A 16608-nucleotide genomic window follows, 5' to 3' on the forward strand; every position below is an offset into this window, starting at 1 on the left:
TTATTTACTTACCTGGTCCCACTATCATGTCCACGAACTCATCCCAATCGAACGCCACGCCGATCGTGACCGAGCTGCGCGTCGTGCCCGTTGCCGGCCGTGACAGCATGCTGATGAATCTGAGCGGCGCACATGGCCCGTTCTTCACGCGCAATATCGTCATTCTGCGCGACAGCGCCGGCCATACGGGCGTCGGCGAAGTGCCGGGCGGCGAGAGCATCCGCAAGACCATCGACGACGCGCGTCCGCTGGTTGTCGGTCAGTCGATCGGCAATCTTCAAGCTATCCTGAACAAGGCGCGTACGCAGTTCGCCGACCGCGACGCCGGCGGGCGTGGTCTTCAGACTTTCGATCTGCGCACCACCATTCACGCAGTGACCGCGCTCGAAGCCGCGCTGCTCGATCTGCTCGGTCAGCATTTGGGCGTGCCCGTCGCGGCACTGCTCGGCGAAGGCCAGCAACGCGACGAAGTGGAGATGCTCGGCTACCTGTTCTATATCGGCGACCGCAAGAAAACCGATCTGCCGTACGACAGTGGTGCGGAAGGGCGCGACGACTGGGAGCGCGTGCGTACCGAAGAAGCCATGACGCCCGAGGCGGTGGTGCGGCTTGCCGAGGCAGCGCAAGCGCGCTATGGCTTCAACGATTTCAAGCTCAAGGGCGGCGTGCTGCCTGGCGACGCCGAAATCGAAGCGGTGACGGCGCTCGCTGAACGCTTCCCGAATGCCCGCGTCACGCTCGACCCGAACGGCGCATGGTCGCTCGCGGAAGCGGTGCGCCTGTGCCGCGATCAACACGACGTGCTGGCCTACGCGGAAGATCCGTGCGGCGCCGAAAACGGCTACTCGGGACGCGAGGTGATGGCCGAATTCCGCCGTGCGACCGGTTTGCCGACGGCGACCAACATGATCGCTACCGACTGGCGCCAGATGGGTCACGCAATCCAGTTGCAGTCCGTGGATATTCCGCTTGCCGATCCGCACTTCTGGACCATGCAGGGCTCGGTGCGCGTGGCGCAGATGTGCAACGAGTGGGGGCTGACCTGGGGCTCGCATTCGAACAATCACTTCGACATTTCGCTTGCGATGTTTACGCATGTCGCGGCTGCGGCGCCTGGCAAGATCACGGCGATCGACACGCACTGGATCTGGCAGGACGGTCAGCGCCTGACGCGCGAGCCGCTGCAGATCGTCGGCGGCAAGGTCAAGGTGCCTCAGGCCGCCGGCCTCGGTGTCGAGCTGGATATGGACGAGATCGAGAAAGCGCACGCGCTGTATCTGCAGCATGGCCTCGGCGCACGCGACGACGGCGTGGCCATGCAGTATCTGATTCCGAACTGGAAGTTCGATAACAAGCGCCCGTGTCTGGTGCGCTGAGTTTCCCCACGATCTGAGCGGCGCTTCGTGCGGCCGCCCGCTTTTACCGACTATTTACGCTATGACCTCACCTCAAGAACTCAAAGCGATCGTTTCTGAAGGCCTGCTGTCCTTTCCGGTGACCGACTTCGACGAACAAGGCGATTTCCGCGCCGATACCTATGCTGCGCGCCTCGAATGGCTCGCGCCCTATGGCGCGACCGCGCTGTTTGCCGCCGGCGGCACGGGCGAATTTTTCTCGCTGACCAAAAGCGACTACACGAACGTGGTTCGCACGGCGACTGAAACCTGCAGAGGCAAGGTGCCGATTCTCGCCGGCGCGGGTGGCCCGACGCGCGTGGCGATCGATTACGCGCAGGAAGCCGAGCGTCTCGGCGCGAGCGGTGTGCTGCTGATGCCGCACTATCTGACCGAGGCGTCGCAGGAAGGGATTGCCGCGCACGTCGAGCAGGTCTGCAAGGCCGTGAAGAACATCGGCGTGATCGTTTATAACCGCGCGAATTCGAAGCTGAATGCGGACATGCTCGAACGTCTCGCGGACAGTTGCCCGAACCTGATCGGCTTCAAGGACGGCGTGGGTGAAATCGAAGCAATGGTGACGATTCGCCGTCGCCTCGGCGACCGTTTCTCGTATCTCGGCGGCCTGCCGACCGCTGAAGTTTATGCCGCGGCGTATAAGGCGCTGGGCGTGCCGGTGTATTCGTCAGCCGTGTTCAACTTCATTCCGAAGACGGCGATGGATTTCTATCGCGCGATTGCTGCGGATGATCACGCGACCGTCGGCAAGCTGATCGACGAATTCTTCCTGCCGTATCTGGCGATCCGAAACCGCAGGCAGGGTTATGCGGTGAGTATCGTGAAGGCCGGCGCGAAGCTCGTCGGCCGCAGCGCCGGTCCGGTGCGCGCACCGCTGACCGATCTGACCGAAGAAGAAATGGCGCAACTCGACGTGCTGATCAGGAAGCTCGGCGCGCAGTAAGCTGTGCAATAAGTGGCGCAATAAGCGGCGCAGGCAGTGGCGGCGGTTTCGCCACCCTCAACTCCGGCGAAACACAACGTGCGAGATGCGCTGCACGAGCAACGCGGCCGCAAGTGCCGCCACCGCCGTCAGCCATACGCCGATATGAATCGACTGCACAAGTGCATCGCGTGCCGTGTCGATCAACGCCAGCGTATTGAGACCCGACGTCTTCATATCCGCAATCAGTTTCAGGCGCACCGTTTCATCGATCAGGATGCGTAGATCGACAAAACGCGGCTGCCATTGCGATACGGCCGGCTCGCCGAGCACGCTCATCGTGCGTGTGACCACGTTGCGGTAGTGGTGCTGCACCACGGTTGCCACAATGCTGGTGCCGAGCATCCCACCCACCATCCGCGTGGACTGCAGCAGCGCCGTCGTGATGCCGAAGCGTTCACGACCGGCAATCTCCTGGCCGAACACATTCAGATTGTTCAGGATGAAACCCAGACCGATGCCGACGGCAGCCATCGGCAATTCAATCCACACGTGCGGTGTCTCCGGATTGGCAAACGCCAATGCGATCGACGCGAACAGCAGCAGCGCGAAACCGATCGACAGAATCCGCGTGGGCTTCTTCATGTGAATGACGATGCGCGTATTCAGCAGGCTGCCGAGTGCGATGCAGGCGGCAATCGGCGTCGCGAGCAGGCCGGCCTGTTGCGGCGACAGTCCGAAACCGCCTTGCAACAGCAGCGGCGCGAAGAAGATCAGCGAGAACATCACAAAGCCGGACAGGAAGCCGAGTACGAACAGCGTGACGAGTTGCGCGTCCTTGAACAGGTCGAGCGGAATGATGGGATGCGTGGCGCGTTTCTCGCACACCAGCAACGCAATGGCGCCCACGATCACGAAGGCCGCCAGCGCCAGGTTGCCGGCTGTCAGACCGTCTTTCGGCACGGCTTCGATGAAAGCCTGCAGGCCGCCCAACACGGCGGCGACCAGCGCCGCGCCGAGCCAGTCGATCTTGACCTCGCCCTCGTGCGGACGCTGGAAGTTGGGCAGATGCGCCCAGATGAAATAGAGCGCCGCGGCGCCGACCGGCAGGTTGATCAGGAAGGTCGAGCGCCAGCCCCAATGCTCGCTCATCCAGCCACCCAGCGACGGACCCGCCGCGGTGCCGATGCCGTAGGCGGCCGCCATCACCACCTGCCAGCGCACCCGTGCGCGCGGATCGGGGAAAAGATCCGGGATCGACGCGAAGGCCGTGCCCACCATCATCCCTCCGCCGACCCCTTGCAAGCCGCGCGCAATGACGAGGAACAGCATGTCGTTCGCCACGCCGCAGAGCACCGACGCCACCGTGAACGTGATGACTGCGGCGATCACGAAACGCTTGCGGCCGAAATAGTCGCCGAGACGGCCAAACACGGGGACCGTCACCACCGACGCCAACAGGTACGCGCTGGCGATCCATGCGTAGTACTCGAAGCCATGCAGTTCGGCGACAATCGAGGGCAACGCGGTGCTGACGACGGTCTGGTCGAGCGCGACCAGCATGTTGACGAGGCCGATGCCGAGCATCGCGAGCAGGGCGTTTCGGAAAGGCAGGGCAGTCGCAGTCGGATTCACGGGGCTGGGAAAGAAGGGCTTGTCAGGGTAGGCGCTGCGCGGCAGGGCGCGGCCAGGGTCTTGACCACTATTGTGTCCTATAGTTGTCTGACCTCTCATTCGACGATTATACGGGTTTTCCCTTACGAAAAAATATTCCCGACGGCAAGAAGTCGGCAGGGCATTCAAAAACGACCACAAAGTGTCGACAATGCGTACGAAAGTTTTGCGAAAGAAAATCTTGCACACTCGCGGCACATCGGCGACGCTTCGGAGCGGGAAAATTTCCCGAAATATGTGATAAAAGTCTGATACTTAAAAAAAGCCTGTCTGAACAGGCCGTCAGATTGTGATCACTGATAAGAATTTAACTGAGCGTCGTTCCGCTACGGAGGCGTTGTGATTCGAAACTGGCTTGCCGGGGTGCTGTTTGCAGTGTGTTTCGTCAGCAATGCGTTCGCAGGTGGACCTGATTGTTCCCGGCCGTTTACGCTTGGATTGCACGACCACGGGCTGCTCTATTCGCTCGATACCGATAGCGGTATCGACAAGGACTTCGCCGACGAGTTGATCCGGCGTAGCGGTTGCCAGATCAAGGTCAGTCTGATGTCACGCGCGCGTATCTGGAAACTGATCGAATCAGGCGCACTCGACTTCAGTCTTTCTGGAATCGCGAATGACGAGCGCAATCAATATGCTTCGTTTGCGTGGTACTTCAGCAATAAATACTATCTGCTCGTGCGCAAGGATGCCGGCATCCAGAACGTCGCGGACTTCGAAAACAATAAACGCGCGCAGCTCGGCGTGATCCGCAGTTTCCGCTACAGCACCTCGGCCAACGAACTGGTCGACAGACTGACGTCGGAAAACCGGGTGAGCCTCGCGGGCGGCCTCGAGCCACTCTATCAGGCGCTTATTCTTCGACAGATTCAGGGCATGATTATCGAGCCCTTCGATTACCCCGCGCTGGATGAGAAAAAGATCCGTGACGTGACGACGATCGTTGAGTTTAATGATCCTTCCGTGCCGCATGGTCTGATCATGTCGAAGAAAGCCCTCCCGGCCGCCGAGCGGGAGAAGTGGCGGGCGCTGGTGGATGAAATGCGTGCCGACGGAACGGTGCGCCGTATCTTCGAAAAGTATTTCAGGCCGGATCTGGCCAATGCCATGGTCAACTTCAAGGCGTCACCGTGATCCGGCTGCGCTCCGTCCTGCTGCCGTTGCTGGTCTTATCCGCGTCGCTTGGCGTGACGTGGGTAGTGTGGGATCACGAACGTCAGGCGACGCGCAAAGAGTTTCAGACGCAATTCGATTACACCCTGAGTGATGCGGTAGGCCGCATCGAACAGCGGATGGCGACCTACGAGCTGATGCTGCGAGGCGTGCAGAGCATGTTCGCCGCGAACGGAGAGTTCGATCGTGACAGGTTCCGGCGCTACGTGAGCGCGCTCAATCTTGACGCGAACTTTTCCGGGGTCCACGCCGTGGGTGTGGTCGAATGGGTGCCCGCGGCGCGGAAAGCGACCCATATAGCGGACATGCGCGAAGGCGGCGTTCCAGGCTACACGATTCATCCCGACGGGCTGCGCGAGGACTATGCCCCGATCGTTCAGCGCGAGCCTTTTGTTGGCCTTGCACGGAGCTCGCCCGGTTTTGACGCCTGGAACGAGCCGGTGCGTCGGTCGGCGTTGGAGAAAGCCCGCGACTCCGGCCTGGCGGTTCTCTCGGGAAAGGTGCGCCTTTCGGTCGATATGGACGCGGACCCCCGGCCAGGCTTCATCCTGTATCTTCCGATCTACGCTTCCGGCAAACCGCAGGACAATGTTGCGCAGCGTCGGGCGAACATTGTCGGTTGGGTCTACGCATCGTTCCGTATGCACGATGTGATGGCCAGTCTCTACGGCGAACAGCCCCCCGGTATTTCGCTAGCCATTTACGATGGCGTGGAGCCGTTGGAGGCCGCGCTGCTGCATCGCACGTCAGATGCACACAACCAACATGCGCCCGCGCTCATCTCCGCAAACGAATATCTGGTTGTGGACGGACACGACTGGATGCTGTCGATGAGCGCCTCCGACGAGTTTCGATCCCGGATGGGACGCAATGCAGAGGTGTTAATCGCAGGAACTGGCACCGGGTTGAGTCTCCTGCTGGCGCTTTTGACCTGGCTCATGATGACAGGGCGGGAGCGTGCCATGCGCCTCGCCTCAGCGATGACGCGGGAGTTGCGCGAGAACGAAGAGAAATTTCGCGCCATTGCCGACTGCACGGTGAACCTGGAAATCTGGTGGGGACCGGACGGCCAACCGCGCTGGATCAATCCCTCGGTTGAGTACTACACGGGCTATACGGTTGCCGAATGTATGGCAATGCCCGATTTCGCCCGCACGCTCATCCATCCCGAGGACATCCCGCGCGTTGCGCCGGAATTTAAAAAGGGGCTTCAGGGTTCCCGCGGCGACGATCTCGAGTTTCGTTGTGTGCGCAAGGATGGATCGCTCCTTTGGCTGTCGGTCTCCTGGGTGCCGATTAGCAATCAGAGGGGCGACTTCATTGGTTTTCGGACCAGCGGCCGCGATATCACAGAGCGCAAGAAGTCGGAGGAGAAAATCCGGGAACTTGCCTTTTACGACACGCTGACGCGCCTGCCCAATCGAGCGCTTCTTCTGGATCGGCTGAGGCAGTCGATGACAGCCAGCCGGCAGAACAAGGTCTGCGCCGCCCTCATGTTCATCGATCTTGACCACTTCAAAACGCTGAACGATACGCTTGGGCACGACAAGGGCGATCTGCTCCTGCGACAGGTCGCGTATCGCCTGTCGAGTAGTGTCAATGAGGGCGATACGGTTGCCCGGGTCGGCGGCGACGAGTTCGTTGTGGTGCTGGGCAATCTGAGTCTGGACGAGGCTGAGGCGACCATGGAAACCGTGGCGGTGGGAGAAAAAATTCTCGCCGTGCTGGGGTGCGCCTACGAGCTCAACGGTGTTCAGTTTCGAAGCACCGCCAGCATCGGGGTCACCGTATTCAACGGGGAGCAGACGTCCACCGACGAGCTTTTCAAACAGGCCGATCTCGCCATGTATAAATCGAAGGAGCGCGGGCGCAATGCCATGTGCTTCTTCGACCCTGCCATGCAGACGGCAGTGCTAAAGCGAGCCGAGCTGGAGGTGGGGCTGCGCAACGCCATCGAGGAGAACCGGTTTGTTCTTCACTATCAGGCGCAGGTCGTCGACGGGAATTACATAACCGGTGCGGAAGCGCTGGTGCGCTGGGAGCATCCTGAGCGCGGCCTGATACCGCCGGGCGAGTTTATCCCGCTCGCTGAGGAGTCTGGGCTGATTCTCGAGATGGGCCGAACGGTATTGGCGTCCGCATGCTCCCAACTGGCCGTATGGGCGACGCGGCCATCGATGGCGCATCTGTCTATGGCAGTGAACGTCAGCGCCCGGCAATTTCGCGAGCCGGACTTCGTAGACACTGTGCTCGACGTCATCAACCGGACTGGGGCGAGGGCGGACAGGTTGAAGCTCGAGCTGACCGAGAGTGTTCTCGTTGAGAACGTGCAGGACATTATCGAAAAGATGACCGCCCTTCGCGCTCGAGGCGTGACTTTCTCGCTGGATGACTTCGGGACTGGCTACTCTTCGCTGTCTTATCTGAAGCGATTGCCGTTGGACCAGTTAAAGATTGACCGGTCATTTGTGCGCGACATCCTGGTCGACTCCAACGACGCTGACATCGCGAGAACGATCGTGGCGCTTGCCCGAAGTTTTAACCTGGGTGTCATCGCCGAGGGCGTCGAAACTGAAGCGCAAAGAGATTTTCTGGCAGTCGCAGGGTGCCACGCCTATCAAGGGTTCCTCTTTTGCAAGCCGCTGCCGATTCAGGGTTTTGAACAGTTTGTGAGCCTGTTCAGCTCCCGGAGCCGGAGGGATGTTCGATCGACGGGGAGTGAGGAGAGAAACGTCGGTTCGGGTACCGTAACCTGATCAATCGGTATCGAAGGCAGACGTGCATGACGTGTGTGCCCCTCACTCGTGGCGAAGGGCCGCTTCGTCGCTTTTGGCGGACGCGCGCCACTGAACGCTGAGCAGGTGCTCACGCATGCATCGAGCCGCGGCTTCGCCGTCACGCGCCTTCATGGCACTGACGATCTCCTGGTGCTGCGCGGCGAAATAGCTGCGTGTTTCCTGCGCTGACGTCTTCTCGCGCACGTCGGGTTTGACGCGCATCCCGTTGATCACTTCCATCAAGGAGATGAGCGCGGGATTGCGTGTGGCCTGTCCGATCAGCAAATGGAATCGATGATCCCATTGTTGCCACTCTTCGTCATTTTTTGCCGCGGCGTTTTTCCGCGCGCATTTTTCAAGTTCCAGCAAATCGTCCCGACTGGCTTTCGTCGCGGCTAGCTGCGCGAGTGCCGGCTCGAACAACAGGCGCATTTCTGCGATGTCCGCCGGACTGGCGCCTGCCCGAAGTCCGCGCAGCGTCGGGGCGAACTTCAACGGTCTCGCACCCAGATAGGTGCCGCGACCGACGCCGCGCCATACACGCCCTGATGCCTCCAGCGAAGCAAGCGACGAACGCAGTTCCCTCCGGCTGACATTGAGGGCTTCGGCGAGTGTTCTTTCAGGCGGCAGCGCGTCGCCGTCCTTGAGTTGATGGTCGGCAATATAGTCCAGCAGCCTGTCCAGTATGGAATTTTCCATTGCGCTTTGTTTGAACCAATATTCATTGGTTCAAAATTTACCACAGTCAAACCAACTGAGGCGAGATCCGCCGATTTTTTTGATCTGGTATTGTGTGCGAAATTCCGGGTTAACGCTTGGTGAAACCGGACATCCTTCGCCGTAATCTCTTAGCTTATCGGATTCGTACCAATACTGATTGGTTCACAAATAACCAGTCGTTGGTCATCGCAAAAGGAGTCGCGCATGTCGTTTACAACCCGCCCGGAGCTGATTGGCACATTCGGTATGGTGGCCTCCACGCACTGGCTGGCGAGCGCGTCAGCGATGGCCGTTCTGGAGAAGGGGGGAAATGCGTTCGATGCGGCAGCCGCTGCCGGCTTTGTCCTGCAGATCGTTGAGCCGCATCTGAATGGTCCCGGCGGCGAGTTGCCGGTTGTGTTCTACAGTGCGCGCGAGGAACGTGTTCGCGTTCTGTGCGGGCAGGGCGTGACGCCGGCAGGAATGACGATAGCGCGCATGCGTGAGCTGGGTCTCGAAGTCGTTCCCGGTACGGGGTTGCTGCCGGCCGTAGTACCTGGCGCATTTGGCGCCTGGATGGCGATGCTGCGCGACTATGGTCAACTGCCGCTCGAAGACGTCCTGAGCTATGCGATCGGCTATGCGGAGAACGGCTATCCGGTTCTCCCGCGCATGACGTCGTCGATCCTGGCAATCAAGGATTTCTTCCAGACTGAATGGCCTACTTCGGCTGAGCAATGGCTGTGCAACGGCGACGCGCCGATGCCGAACCAACTGTTCGCCAATCCGGCGATTGCGCAGTCGTACAGGCGCATTCTCGCGGAGGCGAATACCCGCAGTGATCGTGCGGAGCAGTGCGAAGTTGCCCGCAAGGTTTTTTATCGCGGATTCGTGGCCGAAGCTATTGATCACTACTTCCGGTCAACTGCCGTTCTCGATACTTCCGGTCAGCGCAACTACGGTCTGCTCAACGCGGATGATCTCGCGCGTTGGGAGCCGTCCTACGAAGACCCGGTTTCATACGACTATGAGGGCTTCCGCGTTCACAAGACGGGCCCCTGGGGCCAGGGGCCGATGTTCCTGCAGCAACTCGCGCTCCTTAAGGGCTTCGATCTCAGTGCGATGGATCCGATAGGCCCTGATTTCGTGCACACGATAATCGAATGCTCAAAGCTCGCGTTCGCCGATCGTGAGGTGTTTTACGGCGACCCCGCGTTTGCGCATGTGCCCATGGATGTGCTTCTGAGCGACGCCTACAACGACGAGCGCCGCCGCTTGATCGATCCCGGCCATGCGTCGTTCGAATTCCGCCCCGGCAAGTTGGGCGACAGTGAACAGCGTGCCGCGCTGATCATGGCCAATGCGGGAAGGCAACAGTCCGGCGGCTTCGGCCAGGGCGAACCGACCTTTGCGCCGCTGCCTGAACTGCGCGGCGATACGGTTCATCTCGACGTGGTCGATCGCTGGGGCAACATGGTTTCGGCAACACCGTCGGGTGGCTGGCTGCAGGCCTCGCCGGCCGTGCCCGGTCTCGGCTTTAACGTGACCACGCGCGCGCAGATGTTCTGGATGGAAGAGGGTCTGCCGTCCTCGCTTGGCCCGGGGCGCCGCCCTCGCACGACGCTCTCGCCCACGCTCGTTACCCGCGAGGGCAGGCCCTACGCGGCATTCGGCACGCCGGGTGGCGACCAGCAGGATCAGTGGTCGATCCAGCTGTTTCTCCGGCACGTGCATGCCGGCATGAACTTCCAGGCTGCGGTGGATTCGCCCTCGTTCCAGACGGCGCATTTCCCCGGCTCGTTTTATCCGCGTTCGATGCAACTGGGCAAGATGTCCGCCGAGTCCAATTTTCCGGAACACACGCTTGCCGCGTTACGTGCGCGTGGACATGACTTGACCGTGGCCGAGCCCTGGTCGCTGGGCCGTGTCTGCGCGGTCGGGATCAGAAATGGTCTGATGCGTGGCGCAGCAACACCTCGTCAAATGCAGGCATACGCAATCGGGCGATAAGTTTCGCGGCCCAGAAATCGTATCCATTTTCGTCAGGGAGAACATGCCGTGTCTGCTATTGCCGCCCGACTCGAGCGACTGCCTTTATCAGGTTTTCATCGCAAGCTCCTGCTGATCGGCGGGTTGGGGTACATGTTCGACGGACTCGATTCGTCATCGCTTGCGTTCCTGCTACCCGTCGTGAGCAAGCTATGGCACCTGACGAGTGCCGAGACGGGCCTCGTCGCGAGCAGTACCTACATCGGTTATTTTTTTGGGGCCTTTCTGTCGGGTGTGCTCGCCGATGTGATCGGGCGTCGTCGCATCATGATGAGCGCGCTTGCAATCTATTGTTGTGCGTCGCTCGCGAGCGCAACCGCCACCGACTGGCACACCTTTTTCGCATTGCGTATCGTCGCGGGTTTTGGATCTGGCGCCGAGACCGTGGTGATCGCACCGTTTCTGGCCGAGTTTGTGCCACGGCGTTACCGGGGCATCTTTTGCGGCGCGCTCGTCGGCTTCATGTCGTTCGGCTATCTGGGTTCGTCGATTCTCGGCTTCACCGTCGTGCGTAACTTTGCCGAAGGCTGGCGATATCTGGCGGTGGCGACTTCGTTGCCCGTTGTCATGCTCCTCTGGTGGCGAAGAACTTTGCCCGAATCGCCACGCTGGCTTGAGAGCCAGGGGCGGGTCGCTGAGGCGGATGGCATTGTGAGCGCAATCGAGTCGTGGTTTGCAGGCAAAGGTATCAGTCTGGCGCCCGTTGCGTCCCTCGGCGGCACCATGCCTGCATCGGCGCCTGCGAAGGGCAACGCGCTACAGAATGTGCTGACGCTGTGGTCGCCGCGATTGGCGCGTACGACCGCGGTGAGCTGGCTGATGTGGTTCTCGGTCGCGTTTGCGTATTACTCGTTTTTCTCCTGGATTCCGAGCCTGCTCCTCAAGGAGGGGCTCACCATGACGAAAAGCTTTGGTTATTCGATCGCGATTTACGGAGCGCAGATCCCCGGATACTTCACTGCGGCATGGCTTAATGAACGGCTCGGCCGAAAGGGCGTGGTGGCGTCGTACATGTTGTTGGGCGGAATTGCGGCGATCACGCTCGCGTTTTCCCATACCGGCTTACAGATCATGGCCGCAGGTATTTGCCTGTCGTTCTTCATGAACGGCGCATTCGCAGGGGTGTACGCGTACACCCCTGAAGTTTTTCCGACCGCTGTGCGAGCAACCGGTACCGGATCGTCCTCATCTTTCGGCCGGATTGGCTCGGTAAGCGCTCCCATTCTGGTCGGCCTTGTTTATCCGGTGCTCGGATTCCTGGGCGTGTTCGCAATGACCACCACGGTCTTGCTGGTAGGGGCCTGCGTGGTGTTCTTTCTCGGTATCGAGACCCGCAACCGGTCGCTCGAAGATATCGAAGAGAGCGGCACCGGCCAGCCCCAGGATTTGCACGTCCCGCTCAGCTCGACCGAATTGCGCGGCTGAGTGTGCGTGATGTCCCAACTACACAGACAGATAATGCCAGGCAATCCGATTGATTCAGTCTCACCAGCCCCAAAAACGCTGGATATTTCAGACCTCGAACGACTAGCAATAGTCATGCGGCTGAGAAACCAACCCACCGAGATTTTCCGTGCGGTTCACGCGTTGGCTGCGAGCGCGATAGGCTTCGGCCTTTTAACGATCATGTCATATGACGCGCAGCGCGAGGAGGTCGAGCGCGTTTATACAAACATGCCGGACGTGTACCCAATTGGAGGCCGTAAGAAAAAACGCGGCACCGCGTGGGCGAACCAGGTATTGCAGGATCTCAAGCCATTTCGCGCGGAAACGACGCAAGGCATCCGGGAGGCGTTCGACGACCACGCGGTGATGACCGGCATGGGACTCGGATCGATACTGAACATTCCGGTTGCGTACGACGGGGTGTGCGTCGGCACGCTGAACATGACACACAAGGAAGGGTGGTACACGGGCCGGCACGAGGAAATGGGCGTGCTGATTGGCTCCTTTCTCGCACCCGCACTAATCAGGTGCAACATGATGCACGCTGATAGCGTCACGCGTCTCTGAGGTCACTACGATCAAATGCATACAAGAACAACCTTGACCCGATCCGCCGAGTCCCAAAACACCTGGGTGCTTGTCTTCGTCCTGGGCTACCTCGCATTACTAGCCGATGGCGCGGACGTGATGATGTACGGCCTGACGCTCACGCGAATCAAGGACGAATTCGGTTTGAGCAATGTCGAGGCGGGGGCGTTGGGCAGCTTGACCCTGGTTGGTATGGCCATTGGCGGCATTTTCGGCGGCTGGGCCAGTGATCGCCTGGGGCGGGTGCGGGTCGTGGTCTGGGCATTGGCGCTCTTTTCGCTCGGCGCAGGGCTGCTGGGTTTTACCCACAGTTTTCTGGAATTTGCGGTCGTGCGGTTTATCAGTTCGTTGGGCATCGGCTGCATGGTGCTGGTCACCACGCTGGTTGCCGAATACGTACCCACGGAGCGGCGTTCGCTGATTCTTGGCGTGTTGCAAACCGGCATTTCCGCGGGCTACATTGTTGTCATCTCGCTCAGCAACTGGATTTTGCCGCACTACGGCTGGCGTACGCTCTACTACGTGTCGGCAATTCCTGTACTGCTGGCGCTGGCGATAAAATTTGCCGTGCCGGAGCCGGCAGCATGGCAGGCGAGCCGCGCAGCCAGCCGCAAGGGCGAACGTGGGCATCGCACCAACCGTTACTATCAGATTTTCAGTAACCGGCAGTCGCGAACCTTATTCATTCTGTGGACCTTAGCCTCGTTATTCGCACTGTCCGGATTCTACGGTTTGAACAACTGGTTGCCGACTTACCTGGAAAAGGAACTGCACATCAAATTCGGCGCAATGGCCGGGTACATGATTGGCGCTTACGTGGTCGCCTTCATCGGCAAGATCTTTGCGGGATGGCTGGGTGACCGCTGGAGTCGGCGAGGTGTTTATGTGCTTGGCTGTGTGGGCGCCGCGCTCTTTCTGCCGGTGATCATTTTCTGGCATACGCGCGACAACATTGCGTACCTGATGCTTGTTTTCGGGTTTTTGTATGGTGTGCCGCTGGGGACGATCGGCACCTTCATGTCTGAGAGTTTCGCTACCGCCATCCGTGGGACAGCCGTGGGCGGCTCCTATAACATCGGTCGTTTTTGCTCGGGCGCGGCCCCCATTATTATTGGCTACATTGCCACCCAATTCTCTATCGGTATTGGATTTCTGGTGGTCGGTGGAGTTTTCTTTCTAAGCGGCGTCACCGCGGTTTTTGTTCCAGACCGGCTGTATGACACACAACGTTAGCCCATGGGCAACATGGGCGAAAACGTTGTGCGTCTGTCTGATCGACGCGAAGCAATATGCGAGACTTTATTGCGCCCCGATCCGGGCTAACGTAATAGCACGTTCGGGGCATGCAGTCACGCACAAACCGCATGCCCGACACGCATCGGCGTTTGGCGTGTACGCGACTTTCATTCCGTGTACGCGCAGCTTGAATCTGTTCAGTGCGCCCAATTGCTGGTAGTCGGCCGTATCGATCCGGCGGATGTCGAAAACGTTCTCGGGACAGACTACCGCGCAATCGCCCTTGCCTTCGCACCGTTTCAGATTGACCACGGGAGCAATGACGCCCGGGGCCTGTTTGCATGCGGATGTCGAAGCGGTGCTCATGCGCGATCCTCCGGGCGCTTGCCGTCAGCGGACGACAGGTTCTTCTGAAAATTTTCGCGCTCCTCGGGCGTCATCCGTTCCCACCGGCGCCAATGCCTGCGTCCGTGGCAACCGCCGCGTCCTCGAAAGCCGCCAAACAGAATCCGGCTCAGAATCAGCAGGCCCATTGCGTGCGGAAAATCGATCGCACGGCCACCGATGAACAGCGCCGGGATAACCCAATTCCATAGCGCCATCACCATCCATCCCAGCACGGCAATGCCCACCAGAATCAGCAGTGCCTTGCCGAAACACCTCAGTTTGAAACTCATCTATCTGCTCCTTTAGATATTCAGTTCGTCATACACGGCTTGCAAGCGAACGCGCAGATGCAGGACCGCGTAACGCTTGCGTGCCAATAGTGTGTTCACGCCGACACCGCTTTCGGATGCGAGCTCCTTGAAGCTGCGCCCTTCCAGTTCATGAGCGACGAACACGTCGCGCTGATCCGCCGGCAATTCGTTGAGCGCGTCTTGCAGGGCCTCCAGCAGCACCGACCTTGCATAGAGGGCTTCAGGGCCGGCGTCGGTTGCCGGCAGGGCGAGATCCAGTCGATACTCGGCGTCATCCGAGTCGTCGACCATTTCAGCCAGCGGTTGCTCACGGCGCTTGCGAAAGCGGTCGATGATGCGGTTTCGCGCCACGCGGAACAGCCACGCGCTAACCTGTTCGATCGGCGCAGGGAGGCGGTAGGCTTGCACGAACTCGTGAAAGACATCCTGCAAGATGTCTTCAGCGTCGCCCTGATCGTGCACACGACGCCGGATGAAATTCCCGAGTTTTGTACGCTCACGCAACACAGTTGCAGTGATGTCGGTATCTCGTTCGATCATCGATTTCGGGGTGCGCGGCGGTTCCATACGTCTGTAGACGGTTCACGATCAGGAATATTGTCGGCGCCGGAAAAAATAGCGTTGCTACGCCGGTGGCGCGGGTGTTCGGTCCGAAGCCGGTGATATCGGCCGTTCGCTGCGCGGCCAGGTCCTAGAACCGCTCCACCCTGAACGGCTGGGTGTCCACGAGCGTTTCCTCATGGGTCATCATCTCGGCGATCAGCCGGCCCGTCACCGGGCCTAGTGTCAGCCCGTGGTGCGCGTGACCAAAAGCGAACCACAAGTCTTGGTGGCGTGTCGCGGGCCCGATGATCGGCATCATGTCGGGTGTGCAGGGGCGTCGTCCCATCCAGGGTTCATCGTCAAGACGCTTGCCCAATGGAAATAGCGTACGCGCAATCGGCTCGACCGCGGCGAGCTGCGTGGGCGTTTTGGGCGCGTCGCAGTGCGCGATCTCCGCTCCCGTGGTCAAGCGGATGCCCTTTGCCATGGGAGCCAGCACGTAGCCCTTCTCGACGTCCAGAATCGGATGATTCAGGCGAGCCCCTGCCTCTGGCGCGTAGTGCATGTGGTACCCGCGTTTCACGGCGAGCGGCAAGCGATAACCGAGCCGCGAAGTTACGCGATCCGACCACGGCCCTAACGCAACTACCGCTGACGAAGCCGTGATCGTTCCCGCTTGCGTATCGACCGCCCACCCTTCACGAAACGAGTCCGCATCGCCGATGAAAAACCGTCCGCCGAGCGCTTCGAAATATTTCGCGTAGGCGGTGACGAGTGCGTTGGGATCGCTTACGGAATTGGATGCCAGGTAGCGCAAGCCGCCTGGCAGTGCTTTGTCGAGATCGGGCTCCTTCTGTTGCAGGCGGCCCGCATCCAGCGATTCGAACTCGATGCCATATTCACGATGCCACCGTTCAGCGAGCCGGGTTTCCGCGTCCCATGCTTTTTCGCTGCGAAACACCTTGATCCAGCCGGTGGGGCGGAATAACGCGCTCGCGCCGGCCGCGGCGGCCAGCGCGCGGTGCTCGTCCAGGCAATGCTCGATCAGCGTCGCGTACGACTTCGCGATGGCCGCATGTTTGGCCGGATGAGAATTGCGCCAGTATTGCCACAGGAACGGTGCGGTCTTGAGTATGGCGTCGGCATGGTAGCGAACGTCCGGCGACTGGTTGCGCGCGTACCGAAGCAAGGTGCCGAGGTCGCGTGGAAAGGCATGGGGGTACACGCCTTCGCGCTGGATCAGCCCGGCGTTGCCGAACGACGTTTCGTTGCCGGGCTGCTTGCGGTCGACCAGTGCGACACTACGGCCGCGTTTCTGCAGATGCACGGCAACGCACACGCCGACAATGCCCGCGCCGAGCACGACGGTATCGAATTTCATTGTGGTCATG

At 60.2% G+C, this 16608-nt stretch carries 14 protein-coding genes and 1 pseudogene; 8 read left to right on the top strand and 7 right to left on the bottom strand.

The features are described from left to right. Positions 1 to 26: 26 nt before the first annotated feature. Both gudD and kdgD read left to right on the top strand, forming a co-directional pair. Positions 27 to 1376 carry a glucarate dehydratase gene (gene gudD / locus PQQ86_RS23320; RefSeq protein ID WP_154559212.1) on the top strand — a complete coding sequence of 450 codons (1350 nt, stop codon included), beginning with the start codon at positions 27 to 29 and terminating at the stop codon, positions 1374 to 1376. A 61-nt stretch (positions 1377 to 1437) separates the two neighbouring features. Next, entirely contained in the window at positions 1438 to 2355 is a 918-nt protein-coding gene (gene kdgD, locus PQQ86_RS23325; protein ID WP_408272223.1) for a 5-dehydro-4-deoxyglucarate dehydratase, read from the top strand. 57 nt (positions 2356 to 2412) lie between these two features. Here kdgD and PQQ86_RS23330 read toward each other — a convergent pair whose 3' ends face one another. Beyond that, positions 2413 to 3921 (bottom strand): MFS transporter, encoded by a 1509-nt coding sequence (locus tag PQQ86_RS23330; protein WP_408279317.1) that lies wholly within the window; start codon positions 3919 to 3921, stop codon positions 2413 to 2415. Positions 3922 to 4347: 426 nt separating this feature from the next. Here PQQ86_RS23330 and PQQ86_RS23335 point away from each other — a divergent pair, with 426 nt between their 5' ends. Then, positions 4348 to 5142 (top strand): substrate-binding periplasmic protein, encoded by a 795-nt coding sequence (locus PQQ86_RS23335; RefSeq protein ID WP_408272225.1) that lies wholly within the window; start codon positions 4348 to 4350, stop codon positions 5140 to 5142. Then, positions 5139 to 7937 (top strand): bifunctional diguanylate cyclase/phosphodiesterase, encoded by a 2799-nt coding sequence (locus tag PQQ86_RS23340; RefSeq protein WP_408272228.1) that lies wholly within the window; start codon positions 5139 to 5141, stop codon positions 7935 to 7937. Before PQQ86_RS23335 ends, PQQ86_RS23340 begins: the two co-directional genes overlap by 4 nt. 42 nt (positions 7938 to 7979) lie before the next feature. Here PQQ86_RS23340 and PQQ86_RS23345 read toward each other — a convergent pair whose 3' ends face one another. Continuing rightward, entirely contained in the window at positions 7980 to 8453 is a 474-nt protein-coding gene (locus tag PQQ86_RS23345) for a FadR/GntR family transcriptional regulator (RefSeq protein ID WP_408279319.1), read from the bottom strand. A gap of 27 nt (positions 8454 to 8480) precedes the next feature. Continuing rightward, positions 8481 to 8657: pseudogene (locus tag PQQ86_RS23350) on the bottom strand (GntR family transcriptional regulator); the annotation flags it as partial. Between the two features lie 225 nt (positions 8658 to 8882). On the opposite strand from PQQ86_RS23350, the gene PQQ86_RS23355 reads away from it, so the two are divergent. The 4 genes from PQQ86_RS23355 to PQQ86_RS23370 are packed head-to-tail and all read left to right on the top strand — an operon-like array spanning position 8883 to position 13973. Further along, positions 8883 to 10667 carry a gamma-glutamyltransferase family protein gene (locus tag PQQ86_RS23355; RefSeq protein WP_408272230.1) on the top strand — a complete coding sequence of 595 codons (1785 nt, stop codon included), beginning with the start codon at positions 8883 to 8885 and terminating at the stop codon, positions 10665 to 10667. Positions 10668 to 10715: 48 nt separating this feature from the next. Continuing rightward, the gene (locus tag PQQ86_RS23360) at positions 10716 to 12131 is read left to right on the top strand and encodes an MFS transporter (protein ID WP_408272233.1); all 1416 of its coding nucleotides are present in this window, start codon (positions 10716 to 10718) and stop codon (positions 12129 to 12131) included. Between the two features lie 33 nt (positions 12132 to 12164). Then, positions 12165 to 12719, top strand: a complete 555-nt coding sequence (locus tag PQQ86_RS23365) for a GAF domain-containing protein (protein ID WP_408279321.1) — start codon at positions 12165 to 12167, stop codon at positions 12717 to 12719. Positions 12720 to 12734: 15 nt separating this feature from the next. Then, entirely contained in the window at positions 12735 to 13973 is a 1239-nt protein-coding gene (locus PQQ86_RS23370) for an MFS transporter (protein WP_408272236.1), read from the top strand. A gap of 66 nt (positions 13974 to 14039) precedes the next feature. Here PQQ86_RS23370 and PQQ86_RS23375 read toward each other — a convergent pair whose 3' ends face one another. The 4 genes from PQQ86_RS23375 to PQQ86_RS23390 form a co-directional block, all read right to left on the bottom strand. Beyond that, positions 14040 to 14342: a 4Fe-4S dicluster domain-containing protein gene (locus PQQ86_RS23375; RefSeq protein WP_408272238.1), complete on the bottom strand. Its 303-nt coding sequence runs from the start codon at positions 14340 to 14342 to the stop codon at positions 14040 to 14042. Continuing rightward, positions 14339 to 14653 (bottom strand): hypothetical protein, encoded by a 315-nt coding sequence (locus PQQ86_RS23380; protein WP_408272240.1) that lies wholly within the window; start codon positions 14651 to 14653, stop codon positions 14339 to 14341. The genes PQQ86_RS23375 and PQQ86_RS23380 overlap by 4 nt, the downstream gene beginning before the upstream one ends. Positions 14654 to 14665: 12 nt before the next feature. Next, the gene (locus PQQ86_RS23385; RefSeq protein ID WP_408272242.1) at positions 14666 to 15241 is read right to left on the bottom strand and encodes an RNA polymerase sigma factor; all 576 of its coding nucleotides are present in this window, start codon (positions 15239 to 15241) and stop codon (positions 14666 to 14668) included. 124 nt (positions 15242 to 15365) lie between these two features. Further along, the gene (locus PQQ86_RS23390) at positions 15366 to 16598 is read right to left on the bottom strand and encodes an NAD(P)/FAD-dependent oxidoreductase (RefSeq protein ID WP_408279323.1); all 1233 of its coding nucleotides are present in this window, start codon (positions 16596 to 16598) and stop codon (positions 15366 to 15368) included. Positions 16599 to 16608: the final 10 nt, after the last annotated feature.

The organism is Paraburkholderia sediminicola (assembly GCF_046026675.1).
In the GTDB taxonomy this organism is placed as follows: domain Bacteria; phylum Pseudomonadota; class Gammaproteobacteria; order Burkholderiales; family Burkholderiaceae; genus Paraburkholderia; species Paraburkholderia sediminicola_F.

Excerpts from the sequence above, each read along its gene's own strand:
- gudD (WP_154559212.1), top strand. The coding sequence starts at position 27 with ATGTCCACGAACTCATCCCAATCGAACGCCACGCCGATCGTGACCGAG.
- kdgD (WP_408272223.1), top strand. The coding sequence starts at position 1,438 with ATGACCTCACCTCAAGAACTCAAAGCGATCGTTTCTGAAGGCCTGCTG.
- PQQ86_RS23330 (WP_408279317.1), bottom strand. The coding sequence starts at position 3,921 with ATGCTCGGCATCGGCCTCGTCAACATGCTGGTCGCGCTCGACCAGACC.
- PQQ86_RS23355 (WP_408272230.1), top strand. The coding sequence starts at position 8,883 with ATGTCGTTTACAACCCGCCCGGAGCTGATTGGCACATTCGGTATGGTG.
- PQQ86_RS23365 (WP_408279321.1), top strand. The coding sequence starts at position 12,165 with ATGCCAGGCAATCCGATTGATTCAGTCTCACCAGCCCCAAAAACGCTG.
- PQQ86_RS23370 (WP_408272236.1), top strand. The coding sequence starts at position 12,735 with ATGCATACAAGAACAACCTTGACCCGATCCGCCGAGTCCCAAAACACC.
- PQQ86_RS23375 (WP_408272238.1), bottom strand. The coding sequence starts at position 14,342 with ATGAGCACCGCTTCGACATCCGCATGCAAACAGGCCCCGGGCGTCATT.
- PQQ86_RS23380 (WP_408272240.1), bottom strand. The coding sequence starts at position 14,653 with ATGAGTTTCAAACTGAGGTGTTTCGGCAAGGCACTGCTGATTCTGGTG.
- PQQ86_RS23385 (WP_408272242.1), bottom strand. The coding sequence starts at position 15,241 with ATGGAACCGCCGCGCACCCCGAAATCGATGATCGAACGAGATACCGAC.
- PQQ86_RS23390 (WP_408279323.1), bottom strand. The coding sequence starts at position 16,598 with ATGAAATTCGATACCGTCGTGCTCGGCGCGGGCATTGTCGGCGTGTGC.